The organism is Acinetobacter sp. YH16051 (assembly GCF_013417135.1).
GTDB classification, from domain to species: Bacteria; Pseudomonadota; Gammaproteobacteria; order Pseudomonadales; family Moraxellaceae; genus Acinetobacter; species Acinetobacter towneri.
This window is the reverse complement of the sequence record NZ_VPEN01000005.1, coordinates 29460-55767: the sequence shown is the minus strand read 5'-3', so window position 1 is coordinate 55767 and position 26308 is coordinate 29460. Positions and strand designations below refer to the sequence as shown.

22 protein-coding genes, 2 tRNA genes and 1 other RNA gene are annotated in these 26308 nt (G+C 41.6%); 19 read left to right on the top strand and 6 right to left on the bottom strand.

Annotation, left to right across the window (positions count from 1 at the left end; all coding sequences use genetic code 11):
- Positions 1-14: 14 nt before the first annotated feature.
- The 3 genes from rluD (at position 15) to FTV41_RS05965 (ending at position 2491) form a co-directional block, all read left to right on the top strand.
- On the top strand, positions 15-1067 hold the full coding sequence (gene rluD / locus FTV41_RS05975; RefSeq protein WP_004972212.1) for a 23S rRNA pseudouridine(1911/1915/1917) synthase RluD: 1053 nt from the start codon (positions 15-17) through the stop codon (positions 1065-1067).
- A 71-nt stretch (positions 1068-1138) separates the two neighbouring features.
- Positions 1139-1882, top strand: a complete 744-nt coding sequence (gene pgeF, locus FTV41_RS05970) for a peptidoglycan editing factor PgeF (RefSeq protein WP_167845845.1) — start codon at positions 1139-1141, stop codon at positions 1880-1882.
- 39 nt (positions 1883-1921) lie between these two features.
- Positions 1922-2491, top strand: a complete 570-nt coding sequence (locus FTV41_RS05965) for a flavodoxin family protein (protein WP_004972210.1) — start codon at positions 1922-1924, stop codon at positions 2489-2491.
- Between the two features lie 78 nt (positions 2492-2569).
- Here FTV41_RS05965 and smpB read toward each other — a convergent pair whose 3' ends face one another.
- Positions 2570-3046 carry an SsrA-binding protein SmpB gene (gene smpB / locus FTV41_RS05960; RefSeq protein WP_004972209.1) on the bottom strand — a complete coding sequence of 159 codons (477 nt, stop codon included), beginning with the start codon at positions 3044-3046 and terminating at the stop codon, positions 2570-2572.
- Positions 3047-3225: 179 nt separating this feature from the next.
- Between smpB and coaD the strand changes: the two genes are divergently transcribed.
- The 4 genes from coaD to FTV41_RS05940 all read left to right on the top strand — a co-directional run bounded on the left by coaD (position 3226) and on the right by FTV41_RS05940 (position 4537).
- Positions 3226-3717, top strand: coding sequence for a pantetheine-phosphate adenylyltransferase (gene coaD / locus FTV41_RS05955; RefSeq protein ID WP_004972207.1), 492 nt, complete (start codon positions 3226-3228; stop codon positions 3715-3717).
- A gap of 1 nt (position 3718) precedes the next feature.
- A complete protein-coding gene (locus tag FTV41_RS05950; RefSeq protein WP_004972206.1) occupies positions 3719-3982 on the top strand; it encodes a YfhL family 4Fe-4S dicluster ferredoxin in 264 nt (87 codons plus the stop codon).
- Between the two features lie 27 nt (positions 3983-4009).
- Positions 4010-4387: RNase P RNA component class A (gene rnpB / locus FTV41_RS05945), an RNA gene on the top strand.
- A 73-nt stretch (positions 4388-4460) separates the two neighbouring features.
- Positions 4461-4537, top strand: a tRNA-Met gene (locus tag FTV41_RS05940).
- 39 nt (positions 4538-4576) lie between these two features.
- Here the strand turns inward: FTV41_RS05940 and FTV41_RS05935 are convergent.
- Positions 4577-4990: a hypothetical protein gene (locus FTV41_RS05935; RefSeq protein WP_179996279.1), complete on the bottom strand. Its 414-nt coding sequence runs from the start codon at positions 4988-4990 to the stop codon at positions 4577-4579.
- 193 nt (positions 4991-5183) lie between these two features.
- On the opposite strand from FTV41_RS05935, the gene FTV41_RS05930 reads away from it, so the two are divergent.
- Positions 5184-5260, top strand: a tRNA-Met gene (locus FTV41_RS05930).
- A 143-nt stretch (positions 5261-5403) separates the two neighbouring features.
- Here the strand turns inward: FTV41_RS05930 and FTV41_RS05925 are convergent.
- The 3 genes from FTV41_RS05925 to gltA all read right to left on the bottom strand — a co-directional run bounded on the left by FTV41_RS05925 (position 5404) and on the right by gltA (position 9371).
- The gene (locus FTV41_RS05925; protein ID WP_004972204.1) at positions 5404-7029 is read right to left on the bottom strand and encodes an NAD+ synthase; all 1626 of its coding nucleotides are present in this window, start codon (positions 7027-7029) and stop codon (positions 5404-5406) included.
- Positions 7030-7384: 355 nt separating this feature from the next.
- Entirely contained in the window at positions 7385-7900 is a 516-nt protein-coding gene (locus FTV41_RS05920) for a hypothetical protein (RefSeq protein ID WP_004972203.1), read from the bottom strand.
- Positions 7901-8096: 196 nt separating this feature from the next.
- Positions 8097-9371, bottom strand: coding sequence for a citrate synthase (gene gltA, locus FTV41_RS05915; protein WP_004972202.1), 1275 nt, complete (start codon positions 9369-9371; stop codon positions 8097-8099).
- A 1154-nt stretch (positions 9372-10525) separates the two neighbouring features.
- Here gltA and sdhC point away from each other — a divergent pair.
- The 9 genes from sdhC to sucD all read left to right on the top strand — a co-directional run bounded on the left by sdhC (position 10526) and on the right by sucD (position 22603).
- A complete protein-coding gene (gene sdhC / locus FTV41_RS05910; RefSeq protein ID WP_026438062.1) occupies positions 10526-10924 on the top strand; it encodes a succinate dehydrogenase, cytochrome b556 subunit in 399 nt (132 codons plus the stop codon).
- A complete protein-coding gene (gene sdhD / locus FTV41_RS05905) occupies positions 10924-11289 on the top strand; it encodes a succinate dehydrogenase, hydrophobic membrane anchor protein (protein WP_004972200.1) in 366 nt (121 codons plus the stop codon). Before sdhC ends, sdhD begins: the two co-directional genes overlap by 1 nt.
- 12 nt (positions 11290-11301) lie before the next feature.
- The gene (locus FTV41_RS05900) at positions 11302-13200 is read left to right on the top strand and encodes an FAD-binding protein (protein ID WP_004972199.1); all 1899 of its coding nucleotides are present in this window, start codon (positions 11302-11304) and stop codon (positions 13198-13200) included.
- A gap of 14 nt (positions 13201-13214) precedes the next feature.
- Positions 13215-13925 carry a succinate dehydrogenase iron-sulfur subunit gene (locus FTV41_RS05895; protein ID WP_004972196.1) on the top strand — a complete coding sequence of 237 codons (711 nt, stop codon included), beginning with the start codon at positions 13215-13217 and terminating at the stop codon, positions 13923-13925.
- 883 nt (positions 13926-14808) lie between these two features.
- Positions 14809-17631 (top strand): 2-oxoglutarate dehydrogenase E1 component, encoded by a 2823-nt coding sequence (locus tag FTV41_RS05890; RefSeq protein WP_179996278.1) that lies wholly within the window; start codon positions 14809-14811, stop codon positions 17629-17631.
- A 16-nt stretch (positions 17632-17647) separates the two neighbouring features.
- Entirely contained in the window at positions 17648-18862 is a 1215-nt protein-coding gene (odhB, locus tag FTV41_RS05885; protein WP_004972191.1) for a 2-oxoglutarate dehydrogenase complex dihydrolipoyllysine-residue succinyltransferase, read from the top strand.
- A 60-nt stretch (positions 18863-18922) separates the two neighbouring features.
- Entirely contained in the window at positions 18923-20356 is a 1434-nt protein-coding gene (lpdA, locus tag FTV41_RS05880) for a dihydrolipoyl dehydrogenase (protein ID WP_131260672.1), read from the top strand.
- Positions 20357-20530: 174 nt separating this feature from the next.
- Positions 20531-21697: an ADP-forming succinate--CoA ligase subunit beta gene (sucC, locus tag FTV41_RS05875; protein ID WP_168418044.1), complete on the top strand. Its 1167-nt coding sequence runs from the start codon at positions 20531-20533 to the stop codon at positions 21695-21697.
- A gap of 12 nt (positions 21698-21709) precedes the next feature.
- The gene (gene sucD, locus FTV41_RS05870) at positions 21710-22603 is read left to right on the top strand and encodes a succinate--CoA ligase subunit alpha (RefSeq protein ID WP_179996277.1); all 894 of its coding nucleotides are present in this window, start codon (positions 21710-21712) and stop codon (positions 22601-22603) included.
- A 593-nt stretch (positions 22604-23196) separates the two neighbouring features.
- On the opposite strand, the gene trpS is transcribed toward sucD, so the two are convergent.
- Positions 23197-24210: a tryptophan--tRNA ligase gene (gene trpS / locus FTV41_RS05865; RefSeq protein WP_004972183.1), complete on the bottom strand. Its 1014-nt coding sequence runs from the start codon at positions 24208-24210 to the stop codon at positions 23197-23199.
- 206 nt (positions 24211-24416) lie between these two features.
- Between trpS and FTV41_RS05860 the strand changes: the two genes are divergently transcribed.
- Both FTV41_RS05860 and FTV41_RS05855 read left to right on the top strand, forming a co-directional pair.
- Positions 24417-25343 (top strand): DUF808 domain-containing protein, encoded by a 927-nt coding sequence (locus FTV41_RS05860; RefSeq protein ID WP_004972181.1) that lies wholly within the window; start codon positions 24417-24419, stop codon positions 25341-25343.
- Positions 25344-25377: 34 nt separating this feature from the next.
- Complete coding sequence (locus tag FTV41_RS05855) at positions 25378-26283, top strand: neutral zinc metallopeptidase (RefSeq protein WP_179996276.1); 906 nt, start codon at positions 25378-25380, stop codon at positions 26281-26283.
- Positions 26284-26308: the final 25 nt, after the last annotated feature.

The following is a 26308-nucleotide window of genomic DNA, read 5'->3' as shown; positions in this document are numbered from 1 at the left end:
GTCTGAATGAGCAAATGAGTCAAGCACAATCTACCCATTCCAATTTACCTGAAACTGAGTTCAATTTACTTGAAGATGCTGAGGATGCAGATAACCATACTTCAGACTCAACTGCAACACGTTTATCGTTGCAATTTCAATTGGATGACAGCCACTTAGGACTACGCATCGACCAAGTTGCAGCCATCATTTGGAGTGAATTTTCACGTGAAAAGCTAAAACAGTGGCTCAAAGACGGTCATTTGTTGGTAAATGGTAACACGGTCAAACCTAAATATAAGTGTGAAGGTGATGAGCTTCTTACCCTAGAAGTCGAGCTTGAAGCGCAAACCCGCAGCCTGCCTGAAGATATTCCACTGGATATTATTTATGAAGATGATGACATCATGGTGATTAATAAACCTGTGGGCATGGTGGTGCATCCGGGGGCGGGAAATAGCTCTGGAACTCTGGTAAATGCCTTGCTGCATCATTATCCAAAATCGGCAGAGTTAACTCGTGCAGGTTTGGTGCATCGTATTGATAAAGATACTTCGGGTTTGCTGGTGGTTGCCAAAAATCTGGAAGCACAGTTTGCCTTGACCAAGCAACTGGCGAAAAAGTCAGTTTATCGTTTATACGACTTGGTGGTGTACGGCAACATGATTGCGGGAGGCACTGTCGATGAGCCGATTAAACGCCATCCTGTAGATCGAGTGAAAATGGCTGTTTTGCCGGGCGGCAAAGACGCCGTCACACATTACAATGTTAAAGAACGCTTTCAGCATTTCACTCGTGTTCAGGCGCGTTTGGAAACTGGACGTACTCATCAAATTCGTGTGCATCTAAGTTATATTGGTTATGGTTTGGTTGGCGATCCTGTTTATACGCCACGTGTACGTGTGCCAGCAGGCGCATCGGCATTATTAAACGATACCTTGCGTAACTTTAAACGTCAGGCCTTACATGCCGTCAAACTCGGTTTGGTGCATCCACGTACTCAAGAAGAAATGATGTTTGAAGCGCCGTGGCCTGAAGACTTTAAACAATTGGTAGACGTGTTACGCAGTGAAAATGCTGCCTATTAATTGTTGCATAGACAGCATTAACAAGATCAACTCAGATACGGCAATGCCAGAAAACGACTAAGGATAGATTTATGCAATTTGTTCAAGGATTACCTGCAGGTGTGTATGTTGGGCAAACCCGCATACAACATGTGCAAGCTTTAGCGACAGACTGTGCCGATGTATCTGGTTTTAATCTGGCGCTGCATGTGCAGGATGATGCATGGCGTGTGCAGCAGCATCGTATGAGTTTACTGGCAGAGTTTGCTGAATATGGGGTCGATAAAATGACGTGGATGACGCAAACACATAGCGTGTTGTGTCAGACCATTAATGAGCAAATCACTTGTGAAGCTTTAGAAGGCGATGGTTTGGTCACTCAGCGTAAAGCGCATGCTTTAATGATGATGACCGCAGACTGTTTACCTGTGGTTTTGGGCAATGCCGAAGGCACTGAGGTTGCGAATCTGCATGCAGGCTGGCGTGGTCTTGCCAACGGTATTATCGAAAACACCATCGTCGAAATGCAAAGTGCTCCAACATGGGCGTGGTTGGGTGCGGCTATTAGTCAGCCGTGTTTTGAAGTTGGGGCTGAGGTGAAACAGGCATTTTGCGATAAATATCCTGAATTAGACACGGCTTTTATTGCAGGGCAGCAGCAAGGTAAATATCTTGCTGACTTGTATGCGATCGCGCGTTTTATTTTGCAGCAGCATGGTGTTACAACGGTCTTGGGCGGTGATCAGTGCTCGTATCAACAAGCCGATGATTACTATTCTTACCGCCGTCAAGCACGTACAGGACGTATGGCAACATTCGTGTTTATGCAGGCTTAGTGTTAAACTTGACTTAATTATTTGGTTTTAAACATTCTCATGTCAGTGACTCATTCAACATCTTCTTGCGCTGCTATTCGTGTGGCGGTGGTTTATCACAGTCCTTATGGTCATACTGCTAAGGTGGCACAGCATATTGCACAAGGTGCTGCGCAAATGGATGCTCAGGTGACTTTGATGGATGTGGCTGAAATTGAATGGGATAGCCTAGATCAAGCCGATATTATCATTATGGGCTGTCCAACTTATATGGGCAGCATTACTTCGGCTTTAAAACAGTTTATGGAGCAATCGTCTAAGCGTTGGTTGGCCAGAACTTGGCAGGGCAAACTGGCGGCAGGTTTTACCAATGGCGGTGGTTTAAGTGGCGATAAACTGGCGGTGCTGCAACAAATTAATTTATTTGCGATGCAGCATGGCATGTTGTGGTCAGGTTTACCGTTTATGCCGACAGGGCGTAGTCCACACGATATTAACCGCATGTCGAGCTTTTTGGGTTTAATGACGCAGTCTGATAATGCCAGTGTTGAAGTTACGCCACCCGAAGGTGATTTGGAAACTGCAGTCAAATTTGGTAAATATTTGGTGGAATTAAAACTTAAAGACTAAGCATTTTTAGTTTTAAAACTTCCATAAAAAATGCTCGATGTTGATCTCGAGCATTTTTTATGGGCGGAATGTGCAAAATTATTTGTGCATCAAACGTGCTTTATCACGCTGCCAATCGCGGTCTTTTTCAGAAGCGCGTTTATCGTGCAATTGTTTACCTTTCACTAAAGCAATTTCAAGCTTCGCTAAAGGGCCTTTCCAATAACATGCTAAAGGTACGCAAGAATAACCTTTTTGATTGACTGCACCCATCAACTTTTCAATTTCACGTCGTGAAAGTAAGAGTTTGCGGGTACGGGTCGCTTCAGGCACTACATGCGTTGAAGCCGACAAGAGTGGTTGAATTTGTGCACCAAATAAAAAGGCTTCATTGTCACGAAACAGGATATAACTTTCGGTAATAGTCATACGTCCTGCACGCAAAGATTTGACTTCCCAACCTTGCAAAGAAAGTCCTGCTTCAAATTTTTCTTCAATAAAATAATCGTGGCGTGCACGTTTATTCTGTGCAATTGTTCCGCCCGTATTTTTTTTAACTACAGTTAGCTTCGCCATATTCAATTACTTCCAAACTTATGACTATTGTGCCTCAAACCAAGGCTTGCTGACAAATCAAAATCATCACAACTGTTGGCTAAACTGCTTTGATATTTCATAATTTGGTAGACTTTAGTTCACTAAAATTTTTTGTATTTGTTAAACTAACTTTGACAAAACCAACTAGAGCATAATGGATGTCTAAAACTCGCGTAATTTATCCGGGCACCTTTGACCCGATTACTAATGGTCATATTGACTTGGTGACACGTGCTGCAAAAATGTTTGATGAAGTCGTGGTCGCAATTGCCATTGGACATCATAAAAATCCAATTTTTACTTTGGAAGAACGTGTGGAATTGGCACAGGCATCTTTAAAGCATTTGCCTAATGTTGAATTTGTCGGATTTGATGGTTTATTGGTTAATTTTTTCCGTGAGCAAAATGCGACTGCAGTTTTGCGTGGTTTGCGTGCTGTTTCAGATTTTGAATACGAATTTCAGTTGGCAAATATGAACCGTCAATTAGATGCGAAATATGAAGCGGTATTTCTGACTCCTTCAGAGCAATATTCATTTATTTCTTCTACATTAGTTCGTGAAATTGCACGCTTAAAAGGTGATGTGACTAAATTTGTTGCACCTGTTGTGGTCGAAGCCTTTGAGCGTAAATTACGACAAGGTTGGTAGCGTGTCTTTATATATTACCGATGAATGTATTAACTGTGATGTCTGTGAACCTGTATGCCCAAATGAGGCAATTTATATGGGTGAGCTGATTTATGAGATTAATCCAGCATTATGTACTGAATGTGTAGGACATCACGAGCAGCCGCAGTGTCAGTTATTTTGCCCAGTCGATTGTATTCCGCTCGATCCAGAGCATGTAGAAACACAGGAACAATTGCTGGAAAAATATAAAAAACTGATTGCTCAAAAAAGCGCAAGCAATTAACTTATAATTTTGCTAAGATGCGCCTTCGAAGTGAACCAGACGATCGCTGCTGTGGAGGTCTCCGTGACTGAAACAGGGGAGGAAAGTCCGGGCTTCATAGGGCAGGGTGCCAGGTAACGCCTGGGCGGCGTGAGCCGACGGAAAGTGCAGCAGAGAGTAGACCGCCTTCGTATGGTTTCTTTTTCGGAAGAAATTGAAGGTAAGGGTGAAAGGGTGCGGTAAGAGCGCACCGCATGGCTGGTAACAGTTCATGGCATGGTAAACCCCACCAGAAGCAAGACCAAATAGGAATCCTGAGGTACGGCCCGTACTGGATTCGGGTAGGTCGCTTGAGCGTATGAGTGATTGTACGCCTAGAGGAATGATCGTTCTCGACAGAACCCGGCTTATCGGTTCACTTCACCAAATTTTAAGCAATTGATGCGTGATAAGGCTTGACGTTACCTAGATTACAGCAGATAATGCGCGCACAGTTTTTGGCTATGTAGCTCAGTTGGTTAGAGCACCGCACTCATAATGCGGGGGTCACAGGTTCAAGTCCCGTCATAGCCACCATTTTTCAGACCACGTTCACTAACGTGGTCTTTTTTTTGTTTAAAATTTGTCTGTGCAATCTATTTGAGCTGTATCCAGTTGAATCTGCATTTGTAGGTTTTGAATCTGTTGCCAATTGGCTTGTTGATCAGAGTGAGCAAAAATTTTGGCATCGACCTGATTTAATTTTTTTAGCGAAATGTGTTGTGATGCACAATAACGCCCTACAGCACGCTCATAAGCCAGTTGTTGCTGCGCTGCAGCATTGAGTTGATGTGCCGTTAAAATCTTTTGCTGCCCTTTGGCATAAGCAACCAAGACACGTCGGTCTGCGATGCTATAACTCATTTTAGAATTAATAAATTGCGCAACATCACGCCGTACACCGTTGTAATCTACAAAAATAGGTGAAACCAAAGCGCAGGAACTTAAGCCAACAACAAGGCTATTCAGTATTATAGACTTCAAGATCATGGTTGAATTTATTCTCTTTTTTCTGTGTGACTTGATATAGATTTTGCTGCAAATATTTAAGAATCTCCGTAAGAAAATAGTAATTTGATTAAAATTAAACAAATTGCACTGTTTTTGCTTAAACTGTGAGCGTTTGTAAATTAAAATACTTGACGATGCAGGGCTAAGTTTAGATAATGCGCACACAGTTTATGGCTATGTAGCTCAGTTGGTTAGAGCACCGCACTCATAATGCGGGGGTCACAGGTTCAAGTCCCGTCATAGCCACCATTTTTATAGACTAAGCTCTCAGCTTGGTCTTTTTTTATGTCAAAATTTTAGGCTACTTTTTGCAGCATTGGTTTAATGGCAGGTACAAAAAAACCAAGCCGTAGCTTGGTTTTTTATATCTTTGTTTAAGCAATGCTTTAGCGTTAAATCCCTGCTTTCCAACCATTAACGAGCGGATAGCGACGTTCACGACCAAAAGCGCGTGAACTAATACGTGGTCCTAATGCACCTTGGCGACGCTTGTACTCGTTGCGATCAACCAATTGAATGACTTTCTCGACCATCGCGCGTTCAAAGCCTTTGCTAATGATGTCTTCTTGGCTCTGATCTTCTTCAATATACGCATACAAAATCGCATCGAGCACTTCGTATGGTGGTAAAGAATCTTGGTCTTTTTGGTCAGGACGTAATTCTGCTGAAGGTGGGCGCGTGATCACACGCTCAGGAATCACAGGAGTATCGGCAATACTGTTACGGTATTTAGCCAGTTCAAACACAATGGTTTTGTACACATCTTTGAGTACCGCATAACCACCGACCATATCGCCATAAAGCGTGCAATAGCCAACTGCTAACTCAGATTTGTTACCTGTAGAAAGCACGAGGTTACCAAACTTATTCGACAGACCCATTAAGATTGTGCCGCGGGCACGGGCTTGTAGATTTTCTTCTGTGGTATCGCTAGGGCTGTTACCAAAGAAAGGATACAGCGTTTGCATAAAGCTATTTACGATCGGATGAATTTCGGCAATACCAAAAGTCACGCCTAAAGTTTTGGCTTGCTCTGCAGCATCTTCCACACTAATTTGCGCGGTATAAGTGTACGGCATCATTACCGCTTGTACCTTATCTGCACCAATTGCATCAACCGCAATAGCAAGAGTGAGCGCTGAATCAATTCCGCCCGACAAGCCAAGAATTACACCAGGGAAGCCAGAGCGTTGCACGTAGTCACGGGTTGCGAGCACTAAACCTTGATAGATTTCTGCAAGGGTGTCTAAAGCTGGGCTAATTTCGGCAGTTTTAAAGTGCTTCTGTGCAGCGTCATATTCTGCGTAGAATAAACCTTCTTGGTAGGTTGGGGCTTGTAATGCAACATTGCCTGCTTGGTTAATCACAAAGCTCGTACCATCGAAGATTAAATCATCTTGACCGCCAACTTGGTTTACATACACCACATTGAGATGTAATTGTTTTGCCAGTTCGGTCATGGTCTGTACACGATGCTGCGGTTTACCCACTTCATAAGGCGATGCGTTCAAGACCAATGCAGTTTCTACATTCAACTGTGCCAATTGCTGCACGGTTGGCAAAGACCATAAATCTTCGCAAATCAAAACGCCAAATTTATGACCAAGGTATTCAAAAACTAAGTGTTGATGACCTTCATCAAAATAGCGTTTTTCATCAAATACAGCATAATTTGGTAAATTTTGCTTGTTGTAAATACCTAAGATGTTGCCATCTTTCATGACGGCAGCCGAGTTAAAGCGCTGACCATCTTCAGTTTCATTGACAAAGCCGAAAACTAAAACAATATCTTTAATTTCACGTAATTGTTCAAATGCTTGTTGTGTGCGTTGATTCAAGCTTGGGCGCAGTAATAAATCTTCTGCAGGGTAGCCCAAAATTGAAAGTTCAGGAAAAATAATCAAATCTGCATGTTGTTTTTTCGCTTCATTTGCTTGTTCAAGCATTTTTTGCGCGTTTGCTTCGAGATTGCCAATGTGTGGAGAGAACTGTGCAAGGGCAATTTTAAAAGATTTCATTTAAATTAAGTCCTATTCCTATAGGTGTAGAATACACGTAAGTGGCTGATGATTATTGTTATAAAAATTTCAGCGTAGTGTATTGTGGATTAAACGACTGCCGAAAGGCACAAATAAAAACCATTTATTATCTAACAGATAAAGATCTTATTTTGCAGTGCAAAAATGGAGACTTTTGCTATTTTATCTTAATTTAGAATAGATGCTAGCATCGAATACACTTTATTGTCTTGTCTGCAAGAATATCATTGAAATGTGACAGAATTTTTATGCTATTTATTTGAAAAGCATTATATTTTTAGGTTGTATGATGCATGTGTTTTTCGTGAAATAAGCATGTACCAAGATGAGTGAGCTAAGTCGAGCGGTGCGGGCTGTTTAAAATAATATTGTCTATTTTTTTAAGAAAAATATCTTTGGCAATTTCACCTTGTTGCTCAATGTTGTAAGCAAAAAAAGGTTTCGCTTCAATTAAGCGATAATGATATGGATTGTAACGCTTAAAACTCAAAAAATACGCGGTTTGCAATACCGCACCACGCAGTAAGACATTGATGTGATGTTGATGCTGTAAAATGTGCGCCATCTCATGAATAAAGATCGCTTGATAGCCACGGTGTGCTTGGCTGTAGTCGGCTAGATAATGCCGATTACGCACATGAATATAGCCACAGGGGGCCATAAAAATGTGCTGTGGCTGCCAAGGCAAATAAGGATGGTTCATGACTTTGACTTGGCTGTAGTCAATCAGATTGCCAAACACAGATTGGCACAACTGTATTTCCATTGCAGTTAGGCTTCGACATCTAAACTGATCTAGTTTGAGCAGTCGCATCAATAAGCTGAGAATGAATAAATGCAGTTGTAGCATGGAAATGAGTCGTAAGTGGCAGACATCAAAAATATAGCCTAAATCCGCAATGATCTAAATTTTATTTTACGTTTTGGTTGTGGTTTAGGACAAACCAAACAGAAATGAGTTTGGTGAGCTAAATAAAAGCAATAAAAAAACCACCCGAAGGTGGTTTTTTTGTCGTGTCGTTTTACACGCTACAACGCAGACCGAATTAACGGTTGATGTCGCGTTGAGTGTGGCCAGTGTAAAGCTGACGAGGACGACCGATTTTGTAAGGACCGCTGTGCATTTCTAACCAGTGGCTGATCCAACCAACTGTACGTGCAAGTGCGAAAATTACAGTAAACATTTCTGTTGGGATACCAATCGCTTTAAGGATGATACCTGAGTAGAAGTCTACGTTAGGGTATAAGTTACGCTTGATGAAGTATTCATCAGATAACGCAATACGCTCAAGTTCCATTGCAAGAGCGAGTTGTGGATCGTTGATACCTAAGTCGTTAAGTACTTCGTCACAAGTTTGCTTCATTACAGTTGCACGTGGGTCATGGTTTTTATAAACGCGGTGACCAAAGCCCATAAGTTTAACTTCTTTAGTCTTCACTTTTTCCATGAACTCAGCAACGTGTTCTACAGAGCCGATTTCATCAAGCATCTTAAGAACAGCTTCGTTCGCACCACCGTGAGCAGGACCCCAAAGTGCAGAAATACCTGCAGAGATACATGCGTATGGGTTAGCGCCAGTAGAACCAGCTAAACGTACAGTTGAAGTAGACGCGTTTTGTTCGTGGTCAGCGTGAAGCGTGAAAATACGATCCATTGCGCGAGCGTGAACAGGGTTTACTTTGTAATCACGGTCTGCTGGTGTAGCAAACATCATGTACAAGAAGTTTTCTGCGTAGCTTAAGTCGTTACGTGGGTAAACAAATGGTTGACCAACAGTGTACTTGTAGCTCCAAGCCGCTAAAGTAGGAATCTTCGCGATTAAACGAATCGCTGTGATTTCACGGTGGTTAACATCTTCGATGTCTAAGTTGTTGTGATAGAACGCAGATAACGCACCAACAACACCTACCATGATTGCCATAGGGTGAGCGTCACGACGGAAACCGTTATAGAAACGTTTTACTTGGTCGTGAACCATAGTGTGGTTACGAACTTTAGCGTCAAAATCAGCTTTTTGTTCTGCAGTTGGAAGCTCGCCATTTAATAATAAGTAGCAAGTTTCTAAGTAGTCAGCTTTAGTCGCTAATTGGTCAATTGGGTAACCACGGTGTAAAAGAATACCTTTGTTACCATCAATGAACGTAATTTTAGACTCGCAAGACGCTGTTGCCATAAAACCAGGATCAAAAGTAAAGTGACCTGCCGCCAACACATCCTTAACGTCAATTACATCTGGGCCTAATGTGCCGCTGTAAATTGGTAATTCAATTTCTTTTCCATCAAGCTGTAATACGGCTTTTTTGCCAGTTGCTTCAGACATTCAATAGATCTCCTGTCCTGGTGAATGTTGATCTGACTCGAAGTATCAATCTTTTAATGCGCAAGTCAGACGGATTAAAAATTAGCTCTAAGATTAGAGAGTACTGAAATTTTGTCAATTATACTTATGGATTAAGCAGACGACTGTTTATAGAAAAAGCCGAAAAAATTCCAGTAAAAAAATCAATAAAATCACAGCACAGCCGCCGTATCATAAGTCAAAATTTGTCGGATGTGCAGAAAAAAATCATCAATACGGATTAATTGTAAGCAATTTTAAATACTAGTTTTGATGTGCTATTTCTTTAGCAGGATTCAGTCCAATACTTAAATTTATCTAATTCTCATAACTTACACGTTTTTACATACATGGTAGGGTGGTCAGATTGTTTGTAATAGGCAGTAAGTCTGGTATTTAAATTCGATATTGATTGATCAAAAAATGACTGATTAAACTCCTGAAAATAGCCATAACCCATCATATTTTGAGTGGGAAATGATGAAATCTTTGTGAATAAAGCGCGGTTATTTATCCATACAGATACAAAAAATACTGGATAAGTCATTCATTCGCATGATGATTATCATTTTTAATATTTATTTAGGTGTGGTGTTTAAAGTAAATATAAGTTGTATAAATAGATTGAGGTATGTGCCGACATTAAAGTTTAATCCATGATCAGGTGTACCTTGACCAAAGCAAAGTGATGGGCTGTCTGGATCTAAGAGTCTTGTGTTGTGGTTGTAAATTGCTGCAAACAGTGGAGTACACACATATATAGTGCTGCTACTTATATATAAGTATGTGAAAACCCGAAGAACATCTGAAAAACAAAGTACAAATTTATCTTTAGTCTAAATATTCTAAAGCCACTGATTGTGTCATCAAGAGTTTTCACTTTAATAATTTATTTAAAAACATAGATTTATGTTTGATTGTGTGGTTGTGGATGGTAATTGGTTTGTCTTTATACTTGTTAATGATTCTTATTTAAGGGTTTTTTAGCCAAAAAGCCGAGTAGAGTTGTTTGTATTTTAACAGTTGACGTTTTATAATTCAGTGTCGTTTTAAGGTTAGGCATGAATTTGCCTAACAATGCCAGCTTTCCTTCGAATTTATTCCAACAAACTCCGGATGGAGTTTTTACTTACAGGATGCCCGCTGTGAAAAGCAACAGACCTGTCAATTTGTCCATGGGTCAAGTTTTAGAAGTAAACTTAAAATCGCCCGTGGCTATTGCATCAATTCTACACCGTCTTTCTGGTGTCATCGTATTTTTACTCGTACCAGTACTTTTATGGTTGTTAGACAAGTCTTTGTCTTCACCTGAAGGTTTTGCTCAAGTTCAAGAAATTTTTAACGGTTTCTTTGTGCGCTTTATCGTATGGGTATTTGTAGCCGGCTTAATCTATCACTTCATTGCTGGTGTTAAGCACTTACTTGCTGACCTTGGTTTTGCAGAAGAACTGCAAAGTGGTCGCATTGCAGCTACTATTTCATTGATCTTGTCTGCTATCGGTATCGTTGCAGCATTTGTATGGATTGTAATCTAATGAAAAGTGCTACAGGTTTAACGGGTTCAGGTTCTCGCGATTGGTTTATCCAACGTATTAGTGCTGTTGTTCTTGCTGTTTATACCGTTGTGGTATTTGGTTGGATTCTTCTTAACGGTGGATTCAACTTTGAACAGTGGTACGGCTTTATGATGACATTACCAATGAAGATTATGTCTTTATTGGCAGTCTTATCTCTTGTTGCACATGCTTGGATCGGTATGTGGCAAGTATTCACTGACTATGTGACTACTCGTCAAATGGGTCCTTCAGCTTCAGGTTTACGCCTAGTGCTGACTTCAGCAGTGATTATTGCTGTTTTTGCATACGCAATCTGGGCAATCCAGATTTTCTGGGCGAATTGATAGGAAAATATCATGGGCGCGATTAACCCTAAAGAAGATTATACAAATATTCCACACCAATTCTTTGACGCAGTCATTGTTGGTGGTGGTGGTTCAGGTATGCGTGCATCTTACCAACTTGCTCAAGCAGGTTTGAAAGTTGCGGTATTGACTAAAGTATTCCCTACACGCTCACACACTGTTGCAGCGCAGGGTGGTATTGGTGCATCTCTTGGTAACATGCAAGAAGATAACTGGCACTACCACTTTTACGACACGGTAAAAGGTTCTGACTGGTTGGGCGACCAAGACGCGATTGAATTCATGACGCGTGAAGCGCCACAAGTGGTTTATGAATTAGAACACTTGGGTATGCCATTTGACCGTAACGCAGACGGTACAATTTACCAACGTCCATTCGGTGGTCACTCTGCAAACTACGGTGAAAAAGCAGTTCCACGTGCATGTGCTGCAGCTGACCGTACAGGTCACGCACTTCTTCACACGCTTTATCAAAGCAACGTGAAAATGGGTACTCAATTCTTCGTAGAATGGATTGCTCTTGATTTGATCCGTAACGAAGCTGGCGATGTACTAGGTGTGACTGCAATTGACCAAGAAACAGGTAAAATCGCAGTATTCCAAGCGAAAGCGACATTGTTTGCTACAGGTGGTGCAGGTCGTGTGTACCGTGCATCTACAAACGCATATATCAACACTGGTGACGGTCTTGGTATGGCTGCGCGTGCAGGTATTCCATTACAAGATATGGAATTCTGGCAGTTCCACCCAACAGGTGTTGCGGGCGCGGGCGTATTGTTAACGGAAGGCTGTCGTGGTGAGGGTGGTATCCTTCGTAACGATTCAGGCGAACCGTTCATGGAGCGTTATGCACCAACTTTGAAAGACTTGGCGCCACGTGACTTCGTATCACGTTCTATGGACCAAGAAATTAAAGAAGGTCGTGGTTGTGGTCCAAACAAAGACTACATCTTGCTTGATATGACGCACTTAGGTGCAGACACAATCATGAAGCGTCTTCCATCTGTATTTGAGATTGGTAAGAAATTCGCGAACGTTGACTGTACTAAAGAGCCAATTCCTGTTGTGCCTACAATCCATTACCAAATGGGTGGTATTCCAACCAATATTCATGGTCAAGTGGTTGTTCCAGAAAGCCGTGAAACTCAAGAGTTGGTTGCGAACTACAACGCAGAAACTGATACATATACAACCAACGCGGGTGACCGTGACTTTGCTAAACCAGTAAAAGGTTTCTATGCAATTGGTGAGTGTTCATGTGTATCTGTACACGGTGCAAACCGTTTAGGTACAAACTCATTGCTTGACTTGGTTGTATTTGGTAAGGCTGCTGGTCAACACATCATTGAGTATGTGACTAAGCAACATGATGGTGAGTACGAACCACTTCCAACAACTGTACTTGAAAATACTGTGAACCGTATTCGTAAACTTGACGAATCGACTTCAGGTGAAAACGCTCAAGAAGTTGCTGATGCAATTCGTAACATCGTTCAAGACCACGCAGGTGTATTCCGTACTTCAGCATTGCTTGATGAAGGTGTGAAACAAATTCTTGCGCTTGAGCCACGTGTTCGCAACATTCATTTGAAAGACAAATCTAAAGTATTCAACACTGCACGTGTAGAAGCATTAGAAGTTGAAAACTTGTATGAAGTTGCTAAAGCGACACTAATCTCAGCTGCTGCACGTAAAGAATGTCGTGGTGCGCATACGGTTGTAGACTTTGAGTTACCACCAGATCACCCAACTTATTCTTATGGTCGTCGTGATGATGAGTGGATGAAGCATACTTTATGGTTCTCTACAGATAACCGTCTTGAGTACAAACCAGTACGTTACAAGCCGCTTACTGTAGCTGCTATTCCACCTAAACCACGTACATTCTAATTGGGAGAAGTAAGATGAGTAGAGGTACTCGTACATTTAATATCTACCGCTACGATCCTGATAAGGATAAAGCACCGTACATGCAAACTTTTAAGCTTGAATTGACTGATAAGCACCGTATGTTGCTTGATGCACTTCTTGAATTGAAAGTACAAGACGAATCTTTGACATTCCGTCGTTCATGTCGTGAAGGTATTTGTGGTTCTGATGGTGTAAACATCAATGGTAAAAACGGTTTAGCGTGTCTTTGGAACCTAAACGATTTACCAGAAGTGATCACAATTCGTCCACTTCCGGGTCTTCCTGTAATTAAAGACTTGGTTGTAGACATGAATCAGTTCTACGATCAGTATAACAAGATTCATCCGTTCTTGATCAACAACCAACCTGCGCCACCAAAAGAGCGTTTACAATCTCAAGAAGAGCGTGAGCATCTTGATGGTTTGTATGAATGTATTCTTTGTGCATGTTGTTCAACTTCATGCCCATCATTCTGGTGGAACCCAGACAAGTTCTTGGGTCCTTCAGCGTTGTTGAATGCATATCGTTTCATTATCGATTCGCGTGATACTGCAACTCAAGAGCGTTTGGCTCGTCTTGACGATCCATTCTCTTTGTTCCGTTGTAAAGGTATTATGAACTGTGTATCTGTATGTCCTAAAGGCTTGAACCCAACTAAAGCAATCGGTCACATCCGTAACATGCTTTTAGATATGGCTGGCTAATAGACTGCGTGATCAGTTGAAAAAAGCACACCTAGGTGTGCTTTTTTTTGTGCCAAAATTACGATAAAAGTCGTGTGATAAGTTGCTTGTTTTTGATGAGTACATAAATGAAAAATGTTGCATGCAAAGAAGTGATTAAAAAGTGAGTATTTGATATTTTTTAGGTATAACTGTTGGATAAATAGACAAAAACAGCATTTAGCCGACTAAAGTTGCACACAATTGTAATCCAGTGCTGCTATTTTGTTGTAAAGCATGGGCAAATGCCAAGTTTAGCTGCAATATTTATTTTTAGATGTTATCATGTAACGTGTAAGTGAGAGGGCAGATTGAGAGATGTGCTCTCTTTTATTTTATCTGAAATAGCGGTGTTGGACTTTGGTCTAAATTGCATCTGTTTTTTAAATAAAGCACCATATGTTAGATGAAAATAGAATCAGTGTATTTCGCCAATTTATAGGAGGTATGTGTCAAAAAAATCAATTGCATTTCTGAGATCATGTTACGATTAACAAATGACTATATCTGAAAAATGTTGAATTTTCGTACATTTTATCAACACTTTAAGTGCAAATGATGTGTTATTAAATCAGGACTATTGCAGAAAAGTCGTATTAGAAAAGCTAAGACTGAGCACTTATTTTTTCTAAAACGATTTTGCAAAAAATTGCTCGGCTTGGGTCGAGTATATAAATGAGTGATGATGCCAATGAGGGCGTTATGATTCATAAATGACATTGGGTTTTCCTAATGTAGTGATAACGCCTCATGACATATGTCAACTGGGGACTAATGTCATGTTACCAATTTGACATTATCAATCATGGGTTTTGCTTAAAAAGCATCCTGGAAAATGTTTTTGCAATAGGAAATGGGTCCACAAATGCAAGAAGTTGCTGACGCACTGCGTCTTGACACTGAACTTTCCGCTGATAGTGCAGCGTATATTGAAGAACTTTACGAGCATTATTTGACGTCACCGGAATCAGTCGGTGCTGATTGGCGCGAATATTTCGATAAATTCCCGAAGGGTGATCAACCACACAGTAATGTACGTGAGCAATTCCTTTTATTAGGTCGTAATTCAAATCGCGTTCAAGCCATTGTTCAAGGTTCAGTGAGTTCTGAACATGAACAACGTCAAATTGGCGTGTTGCAACTGATTGCTGCTTACCGTAACCGTGGTCACCAAAAAGCAAAATTAGATCCACTAGGTTTGGCAAAACGTGAAGACGTGCCAGATCTTGATCTTGCTGCACATGGTTTAACCAAGTCTGATTTAGATACTGTTTTCCATACAGGTAATTTGGAAATTGGTAAGTCTGAAGCAACACTAGGCGAAATGGTTGATGCCATGCAGGCGATCTACTGCGGTTCAATTGGTGCAGAATACATGCACATTGTTGATACCAAAGAAAGACGCTGGATTCAACAACGCTTAGAAAGCGCACGTGGTAAGTTCACATTTACTGCAGATCAAAAGAAACACGTTCTTGAACGCTTAACAGCAGCTGAGGGTCTAGAAAAATATCTAGGTAATAAATACGTTGGTGCGAAACGCTTTGGTGTAGAAGGCGGTGAATCATTTATCCCTATGGTGAATGAAATCATTCAACGTGCGGGTGCTGTTGGCTGTAAAGAAGTCGTGATTGGCATGCCACACCGTGGTCGTTTGAACCTGCTTGTGAACATCATGGGTAAAAACCCTGCAGACCTATTTGGTGAGTTCGAAGGTAAGAGCTTGCATAAAAAAGGTTCTGGCGACGTAAAATATCACCAAGGTTTCTCATCTAACGTGATGACTCCGGGTGGTGAAGTGCACTTGGCACTTGCGTTTAACCCATCGCACTTAGAAATTGTTGGACCTGTGGTTGAAGGTTCTGTACGTGCGCGCCAAGTACGTCGTAAAGACATTGGTGGTGATGATGTATTGCCATTAATCGTTCACGGTGATGCCGCATTTGCAGGTCAAGGTGTTAACCAAGAAACCTTCCAAATGTCACAAACTCGCGGTTATACCGTAGGTGGTACAGTTCACATTGTGATTAACAACCAAGTTGGTTTCACAACATCTGACCCACGTGACGCACGTTCTACTGAATACTGTACTGACATTGCAAAAATGATTCAGGCGCCAATTTTCCACGTGAATGGCGATGATCCTGAAGCGGTGATTTTTGTATCTCAATTGGCACACGATTTCCGTCATACATTCCGTAAAGACGTTGTGATTGATTTGTTCTGCTACCGTCGTCGTGGTCACAACGAAGCGGATGAACCTGCAGCAACTCAGCCAATGATGTATCAAGTGATCAACAAAAAGACCACTACACGTACTTTGTATGCTGACCAATTGGTGCAAGAAGGTGTGTTGGATCGTGCAGCAGCAGATCAAATGATTGAAGATTACCGCGCAGATTTAGAAGCGGGTAATCACGTTGCGAACGCATTGGTACTTGAGCCAAATACTAAAATGTTTGTAGATTGGTCGCCATACTTGGGTCACGACTATACAGACGTTTGGGATACAACTTTCCCTATCGAGCGTTTGAAAGAACTTGGTCAAACCATGCGTAAACTTCCAGAAGGTTTCGTGATGCAGCGCCAAGTTGCCAAAGTGATTGACGATCGCTTGAAAATGCAAACAGGTGAAATGCCACTAAACTGGGGTGCAGCTGAAACTTTAGCTTACGCATCTTTGTTGGATGAGGGTTACCTTGTTCGTTTGACTGGTGAAGACGTTGGTCGTGGTACTTTCTCGCACCGTCATGCAAAACTGCATAACCAAGTCGATGGTAAAACTTATATTCCACTTTGCCACATCAAAGAGAACCAACCACGCGTTGCAATCTACGACTCATTATTGTCTGAAATGGCAGTATTGGCATTCGAATATGGTTATGCAACGACACTTCCAAAGAGCTTGATCATTTGGGAAGCACAATTTGGTGACTTCGCAAACTGTGCTCAAGTGGTGATTGACCAGTTCATCTCATCTGGCGAAACCAAATGGGAGCGTGTATGTGGTTTAACGATGCTTCTTCCACACGGTTTTGAAGGTCAAGGTCCTGAGCACTCATCTGCACGTTTAGAGCGTTTCTTACAGCTTTGTGCGGAAGAAAACATGCAAGTGATGACACCAACAACACCTGCACAGATTTTCCACGCTTTACGTCGTCAGGCGATTCGTCCAATCCGTAAGCCAATGATCATCATGTCGCCGAAGTCTTTACTTCGTCACAAGTTAGCAGTATCTAACCTTGATGAGCTTGCAACTGGTACATTCCAGACTGTGATTGATGAAATTGACAACATCAACAAATCAGACGTGACGCGTTTGGTATTGTGTGGTGGTAAAGTGTATTACGACTTGCTTGAAAAGCGTCGTGAATTAGAATTGAACAATACTGCAATTGTTCGTATTGAACAGTTGTACCCATATCCAGAACAACGTCTTGCTGAAGTTCTTGCTTCTTATCTAAACGTAAAAGAATTAGTTTGGACTCAAGAAGAGCCGAAGAACCAAGGTGCTTGGTTATTCATCGCGCCACGTTTATATGATGACGTAATGAAAACTGGTAAACAGATTCGCATTAGTTATGCGGGTCGTGAAGCATCTGCAGCACCAGCGTGTGGTTCACCATATTTGCATGCAAAACAACAAGCTCAGCTCATCAATGACGCGCTTGCGATCGTAGCTGAATAACAGGAGATTCGAAGTAATGGCAACCGAAATTAAAGCACCGGTATTTCCAGAGTCAGTTGCAGACGGTACGATTGCAACTTGGCACAAACAACCAGGTGAAGCAGTTTCACGTGATGAAGTGATCTGTGATATTGAAACCGATAAAGTTGTTTTGGAAGTAGTCGCTCCTGCTGATGGCACAATCTCTGCAATCATCAAAAACGAAGGCGATACAGTTCTTTCTGACGAAGTAATTGCTCAATTTGAAGCGGGTGCTGTTTCTGGCGCTGCTCAAACTCAAGCAGTTCAGTCTGAAGCACAAGTAGAGCAAGCTGCGGCGAAAACTGAAGCAGGCGCTGCGCCAGTTGTTGAGCGTGCACAACCAGTTGCTGACCAAGCACCAGCAGTACGTAAAGCGTTGACTGAAACAGGTATCAATGCTGCAGACGTTTCTGGTACAGGTCGTGGTGGTCGTATCACTAAAGAAGATGTTGCAAATCATCAAGCTAAACCTGCTGCTGCAGCTGCGCCATTAAGCGTTGCGGTAGGTGAGCGTATCGAGAAACGTGTTCCTATGACACGTTTACGTAAGCGTGTTGCAGAGCGTTTACTTGCAGCGACTCAAGAAACTGCAATGTTGACAACATTCAACGAAGTGAACATGAAGCCAATCATGGAAATGCGTGCACAATACAAAGACGCATTTGAAAAACGTCATGGTGCACGTTTAGGCTTTATGTCTTTCTTCGTGAAAGCTGCAACTGAAGCATTGAAACGTTACCCAGCAGTAAACGCTTCTATTGATGGCGAAGACATCGTATATCACGGTTACTACGACATCGGTGTTGCGGTTTCTTCTGACCGTGGTTTAGTGGTTCCTGTATTACGTGATACAGACCGCATGAACTACGCTGAAGTAGAAAACGGTATTCGTGACTATGCTTATAAAGCACGTGACGGTAAGCTAGGTATTGAAGATATGACTGGCGGTACATTCACCATTACTAACGGTGGTACTTTCGGTTCATTGTTATCTACACCAATTCTAAACACGCCACAAACTGCAATTTTGGGCATGCACAAAATCCAAGAGCGTCCTATGGCGGTAAATGGTCAAGTTGAAATCTTGCCAATGATGTACTTAGCGCTTTCTTATGACCACCGTTTAATTGATGGTAAAGAAGCTGTAGGTTTCCTTGTAACAATCAAAGAATTGTTAGAAGAGCCAGCTAAACTCATCCTTGACCTTTAATTCTAAAGAATAAATCAGTGGGCTTGGAGCGATCCTCTAAGCCCATTTTTGGAGATAAAAATGTCTCAACAATTTGATCTTGTTGTTATTGGCGGTGGCCCAGGTGGTTATGAAGCGGCAATTCGTGCGGCTCAACTTGGCTTTAAAGTTGCGTGTATCGAAAAACGTATTCACAAAGGTAAACCATCTTTGGGTGGTACATGCTTAAACGTGGGTTGTATCCCATCTAAAGCATTACTCGATTCTTCACATCGTTATGAAGATACGGTTCATCACTTGGCTGATCATGGTATCACTACAGGTGAAGTACAGTTTGACCTTGCGAAGCTATTAGCACGTAAAGACAAAATCGTTGACCAATTAACTGGCGGTATTGATCAGTTATTAAAAGGTAACGGTGTTGAGTGGTTAAAAGGTACGGGTAAATTGCTTGCAGGTAAAAAAGTTGAGTTCGTTTCTCATGAAGGCGAAACTCAAGTTTTAGAGCCTAAGTATGTGATTCTTGCGACTGGTTCAGTTCCTGTAAATATTCCTGTTGCTCCTGTAGATCAAGACATTATTGTTGATTCTACTGGTGCATTAGAATTCCCAGAAGTGCCTAAGCGTTTAGGTGTGATTGGTGCAGGCGTAATTGGTCTTGAACTTGGTTCAGTATGGCGTCGTCTAGGTGCAGAAGTTGTTGTATTTGAAGCAATGGATGCATTCTTACCAATGGCTGACAAAGCTTTGGCAAAAGACTACCAGAAACTATTGACTAAGCAAGGTATGGATATCCGTATCGGTGCGAAAGTTTCAGGTACTGAAGTTAATGGTCGTGAAGTGACTGTTAAATATACCCAAGGCGGCGAAGAAAAAGAACAAACTTTCGATAAATTGATCGTTTGTGTAGGTCGTCGTGCTTATGCTGAAGGTTTATTGGCAGATGACTGCGGTATTAAACTGACTGAACGTGGCTTAGTTGAAGTAAACGATTGGTGTGCAACTTCTGTTGAAGGTGTATATGCAATTGGTGACTTGGTACGTGGTCCAATGCTTGCACACAAAGCAATGGAAGAAGGCGTAATGGCAGTTGAACGTATTCACGGTCATGCTGCACAAGTTAACTATGACACAATCATTTCAGTAATCTACACACACCCTGAAGCGGCGTGGGTTGGTTTAACTGAAGAGCAAGCGAAAGAAAAAGGCCACGAAGTGAAAACTGGTCAATTCGGTTTCGCGGTAAATGGTCGTGCTTTAGCTGCAGGCGAAGGTGCTGGTTTCGTGAAGTTTGTTGCAGATGCAAAAACAGATCGTTTATTGGGTATGCACGTGATTGGCCCTGCTGCGTCTGACATCGTTCACCAAGGTATGATTGCACTTGAGTTTGTATCTTCAGTTGAAGATTTACAATTAATGACATTTGGTCACCCAACCTTCTCTGAAGTGGTGCATGAAGCCGCTTTAGCTGTAGATGGGCGTGCGATTCACGCGATTCAGCGTAAACGCAAATAAAACTAAAAAGAGCGGCTTAGGCCGCTCTTTTTGCATTTGATGGTTGTATTTATGGGAATAATCATCTAAAAGTAAAGAGCATAGGAAAAACACCACACAAGGAAAGCAATATTAAAACTTCGGTTTGATATTAGTGGTGATAACTGAATAAAAGAAGTAGTAAAAGGTTAGTCAATGAATCTACATGAGTATCAAGCAAAAGCGCTATTAAAAAAATATGGTATGCCAGTACAAGAAGGCATTTTGGCAACTACAGCCGTAGAAGCCGTGCAAGCTTTCGAGCAACTGGGCGGTAAATTTGCGGTGATGAAAGCTCAGGTGCATGCAGGTGGTCGCGGTAAAGCGGGTGGTGTAAAAGTGGTGAAATCTGCACAGGAAGCTGCAGACTATGCCAATGAAATTATTGGTACACGCTTGGTCACTTATCAAACTGATGCTTATGGTCAGCCGGTAAACAGTATTTTGGTTGCAGAAGATGTCTATCCTGTAGAGCGTGAACTGTATTTGGGTGCAGTGGTAGATCGTTCTAGCCGTCGTGTCACCTTTATGGCATCTACCGAAGGTGGGGTTGAAATTGAAAAAGTCGCAGAAGAAACCCCTGAAAAAATTATTAAAGTAGAAGTCGATCCATTGGTGGGGTTATTGCCATTTCAGGCGCGAGAAGTTGCTTTCGCCTTAAAACTAAAAGATAGCCAAATCACTCAGTTTGTAAAAATTATGACTGCGGCTTATCAGGCATTTATTGATAATGATTTTGCATTGTTTGAAATTAATCCACTTTCAGTGCGCGAAAATGGTGAGATTTTATGTGTCGATGCTAAAGTCGGAATTGACTCTAATGCGTTGTACCGTTTACCTGAGGTATTGGCGCTGCGAGATAAGTCACAAGAAAATGAGCGTGAATTGCGTGCTTCAGAATTTGACCTGAACTATGTAGCTTTGGAAGGCAACATTGGCTGTATGGTCAATGGTGCGGGCTTGGCAATGGCAACGATGGATATTATTAAGTTGTATGGTGGCCAGCCTGCGAACTTCTTAGATGTAGGTGGTGGTGCAACCAAAGAGCGTGTGATTGAAGCCTTTAAAATTATTTTGGCAGATCACTCAGTCAAAGGCGTGTTAATCAATATTTTTGGTGGAATTGTACGTTGTGACATGATTGCAGAAGCAATTATTGCAGCGGTTCAAGAGGTAAATGTTACTGTGCCTGTGGTGGTTCGTTTAGAAGGAAACAACTCAGAGCTAGGTGCTAAATTACTAGATGAATCAGGATTAAAACTTATTTCTGCAAATGGCTTGTCCGATGCTGCAGAAAAAATTGTTGCTGCAGTGAAAGCTTAAGGAGAATCAGGCATGAGCGTATTAATTGATAAAAACACCAAAGTATTGGTACAAGGTTTCACTGGTAAAAATGGTACTTTTCACTCAGCACAAGCACTTGATTATGGAACTAAAGTGGTGGGTGGGGTAACGCCAGGAAAAGGTGGTCAAACACATTTAGAATTACCCGTGTTTAACACTATGAAAGAAGCGGTACGTGAAACAGCTGCAGATGCATCCGTGATTTATGTACCAGCACCATTTGTTCTAGATTCGATTGTGGAAGCTGTAGATTCAGGCGTAGGTTTAATTGTCGTGATTACAGAAGGCGTGCCAACCATCGACATGCTCAAGGCTAAGCGCTATTTGGAAACCAATAGCAATGGAACACGTTTAGTTGGGCCGAATTGTCCAGGCGTGATTACACCAGGCGAATGTAAAATTGGCATTATGCCAGGACATATTCATCAACCAGGCCGTATTGGAATTATTTCACGTTCAGGTACGCTGACGTATGAAGCGGTAGCTCAAACTACAAAACTTGGACTTGGACAATCGACTTGTATTGGTATTGGAGGGGATCCAATTCCAGGAATGAATCAGATTGATGCTTTAAAATTATTCCAAGATGACCCAGATACTGATGCCATTATTATGATTGGTGAGATTGGCGGAACGGCAGAAGAAGAGGCTGCTGAATATATTCAGTCCAATGTCAGCAAACCTGTAGTGGGTTATATTGCAGGTGTGACTGCACCAAAAGGCAAGCGTATGGGGCATGCGGGTGCAATTATTTCAGGCGGTAAAGGCACAGCAGAAGAAAAGTTTGCTGCCTTTGAGCGTGCTGGAATTGCTTATACGCGTAGCCCTGCTGAATTGGGTTCTACCATGTGGCAAGTCTTAAAAGATCAGGATTTGCTTAAATAAGTCAAATTTTGAAGAGCTTGATTTTATTCTGCGCTCAATCCCCAATATTGGGGATTTTTTTATGCTGAAAAATTAGCCACATTTGAGAGATAAAGTATATGATAAGAGTTAATTTGGTATTGCTTTGTTGCATAAATATGTAAGCATCTGATTTAAATAAATTTAATTTTGTATCAAAAAATAATCAAAACTTTTAAATCATATAGTTATGAAATCTTTGTGCGACAAAGCCGTTCAAGTAGTTTTTGCATCTAGGGAAATGATTTTTATTGTTGTACAAGCTGTATAAACAGCTGATTCAAATAAAAAAAATACGCAATGATTGGGGTGATCATTGCGTATGAAAACGAATCTGCTTTCACAGCTTCGATAACGGAGAAATGTTATGAAATTAGGATTGCTCCTAAAGCATGTAAGTATACTAAACTGAGAATGAATACTATTCCGCAGTATTCAGGTTACGTGATGTTAAATCACGTAAGTAATAAGTGTTTTTTGTGAGTCGAGTCAGCTTGTGTTGATTTTTCACTCAAATAAAAAGTCTCTTATTCATGTGAATAAGAGACTTTAAAATATTTGTATCTACAAAATGCTTAGAAGCGGAATACACCCAAGCCAGCTTTCACTTCATCTAAAGTTTGCTGGGTAATATCACGGCATTTGTCGGTGCCTGTTTTCAAAATATCCATAATGTAGTCAGGATCTTTAGCAAGTTCGATACGACGTTCACGGATCGGCCCAATCAATTCTTTTAGAATGCCTTCCAAACGCTTTTTCACCGTACCATCGCCCAAACCACCACGACGATAATGCGCTTTCAGTTCTTCAAGTTCTTCTTTGTTGGTATCGAAGGCATCTAAATAAGTAAATACTACGTTGCCTTCAACCTGACCTGGGTCTTCGATACGCAGGTGATTTGGGTCGGTGTACATTGCATTGACAGCTTTTTTAATGTCTTTGTCTGTGGCATCTAACACAATGGTATTGCCCAGTGATTTTGACATTTTCGCTTTACCATCAAAACCAGGTAAACGTCCGACATTTGACAACAATGCCTGACATTCAGGTAGCAAGTCATGACCAATTTGACGATTCACCCGACGCACAATTTCATTGGTCTGTTCAATCATTGGAATTTGGTCTTCACCTACAGGAACGACCGTTGCTTTAAATGCAGTAATATCGGCTGCTTGAGCTACAGGGTAGCACAGGAAACCTGCAGGAATATCACGCTCAAAACCACGCATCTGAATTTCAGATTTAATGGTTGGGTTACGCTCCAAACGTGCCACAGTCACGAAGTTTAAATACAACATGGTGAGTTCGTTTAATGCAGGCAGGCAAGATTGCACGCAAATGGTGGTTTTTGTTGGATCAATCCCCACCGCTAAATAATCGGTTGCTACCTCAATAATATTACGACGGACTTTTTCAAAGTTATCGGCGTTATCGGTCAGAGCTTGAGCATCGGCAAGTAACAGATGTTGATGATGTGAGTCTTGTAAACCTACACGTGAACGTAAAGAACCCACAAAGTGACCTAAATGTAGTTGTCCAGTTGGACGATCGCCTGTCAAAATCACAGGACGATTATCTTGATTACTCATTTTTTATTCCAAGTCGTATCTACGACATCTATGTACCGATGAATTGCTACATTGTAAGGCATAACATTTTTCAATGTCACTTCCTTAAGTGAGTTGAATAGAATTTACTGTAAAAAATTTTGCTGTAAAAATTAATGAAGTAAATACAGACCCTATATAAATTCAGTTTTAAAATAACTTGAAAATCATATAAGGATAACAACGCAATGGCGAGCAGCTTATTACTTTTATTAGATGACATTGCAACAGTTTTAGATGATGTGGCAGTTATGAGCAAAATGGCTGCAAAAAAAACCGCAGGGGTTTTGGGCGATGATTTGGCGTTGAATGCGCAGCAAGTCAGTGGTGTACGTGCAGAGCGTGAGTTGCCTGTGGTATGGCGTGTGGCTAAAGGTTCATTCATCAATAAGCTAATTTTAGTACCGCTCGCGTTATTAATTAGTGTCGTTGCGCCGTGGTTAATCAATCCTTTATTGGTGGTTGGTGGTCTATTTTTAAGTTATGAAGGTGTGGAAAAAATCATGCACACCTTACAACACAAAAAAGCCCAAACGGCTAAAGAAGCGCAACTTGAGCTAATTCAAACTGAGCAAGACCTTGCGGCTTATGAAACCGAAAAAATTAAAGGTGCTGTGCGTACTGACTTTATTTTATCGGCGGAAATTGTGGTGATTTCTTTGGGGACTGTAGCTGCGGCAGGCTTTCTAACCAAAGTGACAGTATTAAGTTTAATTGCGATTGCCATGACGGTGGGTGTCTATGGGTTCGTTGCGTTAATTGTCAAAATTGATGACATTGGTTTATACCTCACAGAACAAGCTGCCAATTTTAAACAACGTATTGGGAGTGGTTTACTGGCATTTGCTCCAATTTTAATGAAGACTTTATCTGTGGTGGGTACTGCAGCGATGTTCTTGGTTGGTGGAGGAATTATCAATCATGCTATTCCTTTTGTGCACCATTTCACAGAAGATACGGTAGAGTATGTACAAGACATCCCAACGATGGGCAGTATTGTAGGTTCAGTCACGCCAATGTTGATGAACCTTGTCGTGGGTATTTTGGCAGGCATCTTGGTGGTGATTGTGGTCGCACTTGTTCAAAAAGTGTGGTCAAAGTCTAAATCGGCTTAATCTATTATCAGAGTTTAAGAGAAGGATAAGAATAATGCGTTGGAAAGGTCGTCGAGTTAGCACGAATGTAGAAGACCGCCGTGGTGGCGGTGGAGCAAAAGCGGGCGGTATCAGTATTTTGGGCTTAGTGGTGGCCTTTGTTGCATGGAAGTTCTTTGGCATCGATCCGCAATCGGCTTATCAAGCGACCAAGCAAGTCACCTCACATGCGCAAAGTGCTGAAACTAAAGGTTTAGATAATCCAACTCTTGAACAACAAGAGGCAATTGAGTTTGTGGGCACTGTTTTGGCCGATACAGAAGATACGTGGTCACAAGTGTTTCAGCAGCAGTTAAATAGCCAATATATACCACCTAAACTGGTGTTATTTACAGGTGTGGTCAATTCTGGCTGTGGTACGGCACAATCGGCAATGGGGCCATTTTATTGTCCAGCCGATCATAAAGTATATATTGATACTTCATTCTTCCAAGCCATGCGTCAGCAAATGGGTATTGGTGGTGAACAAAATCAGACTGAATTAAGCCGAGATGATCAGGCAGGTGATTTTGCCCAAGCCTACGTGGTGGCACATGAAGTTGGGCATCATATTCAGACCGTTTTAGGAATTTCAGAGCAAGTTCATAAAGCACGTCAGCAAGTCAGTGAAGTACAGGGCAACCAGCTTTCGGTGCGTCAGGAATTGCAAGCGGACTGTTTATCGGGAGTGTGGGCGCATCATAACCATCAACGTACTCAATTCCTCGAACAAGGTGATATTGAAGAAGCAATGGATGCGGCACATAAAATTGGCGATGACTATTTACAAAAACGTGCACGTGGGCAAGTCGTGCCTGATAGCTTTACGCATGGTACCAGTGCACAGCGCGTACAATGGTTCCAGACTGGCTTAAAATCAGGCTTGATCAGTGATTGTGATACATTCAATGCCGCAATTTAACTGACTTAAAAATCAAGTTTTATAA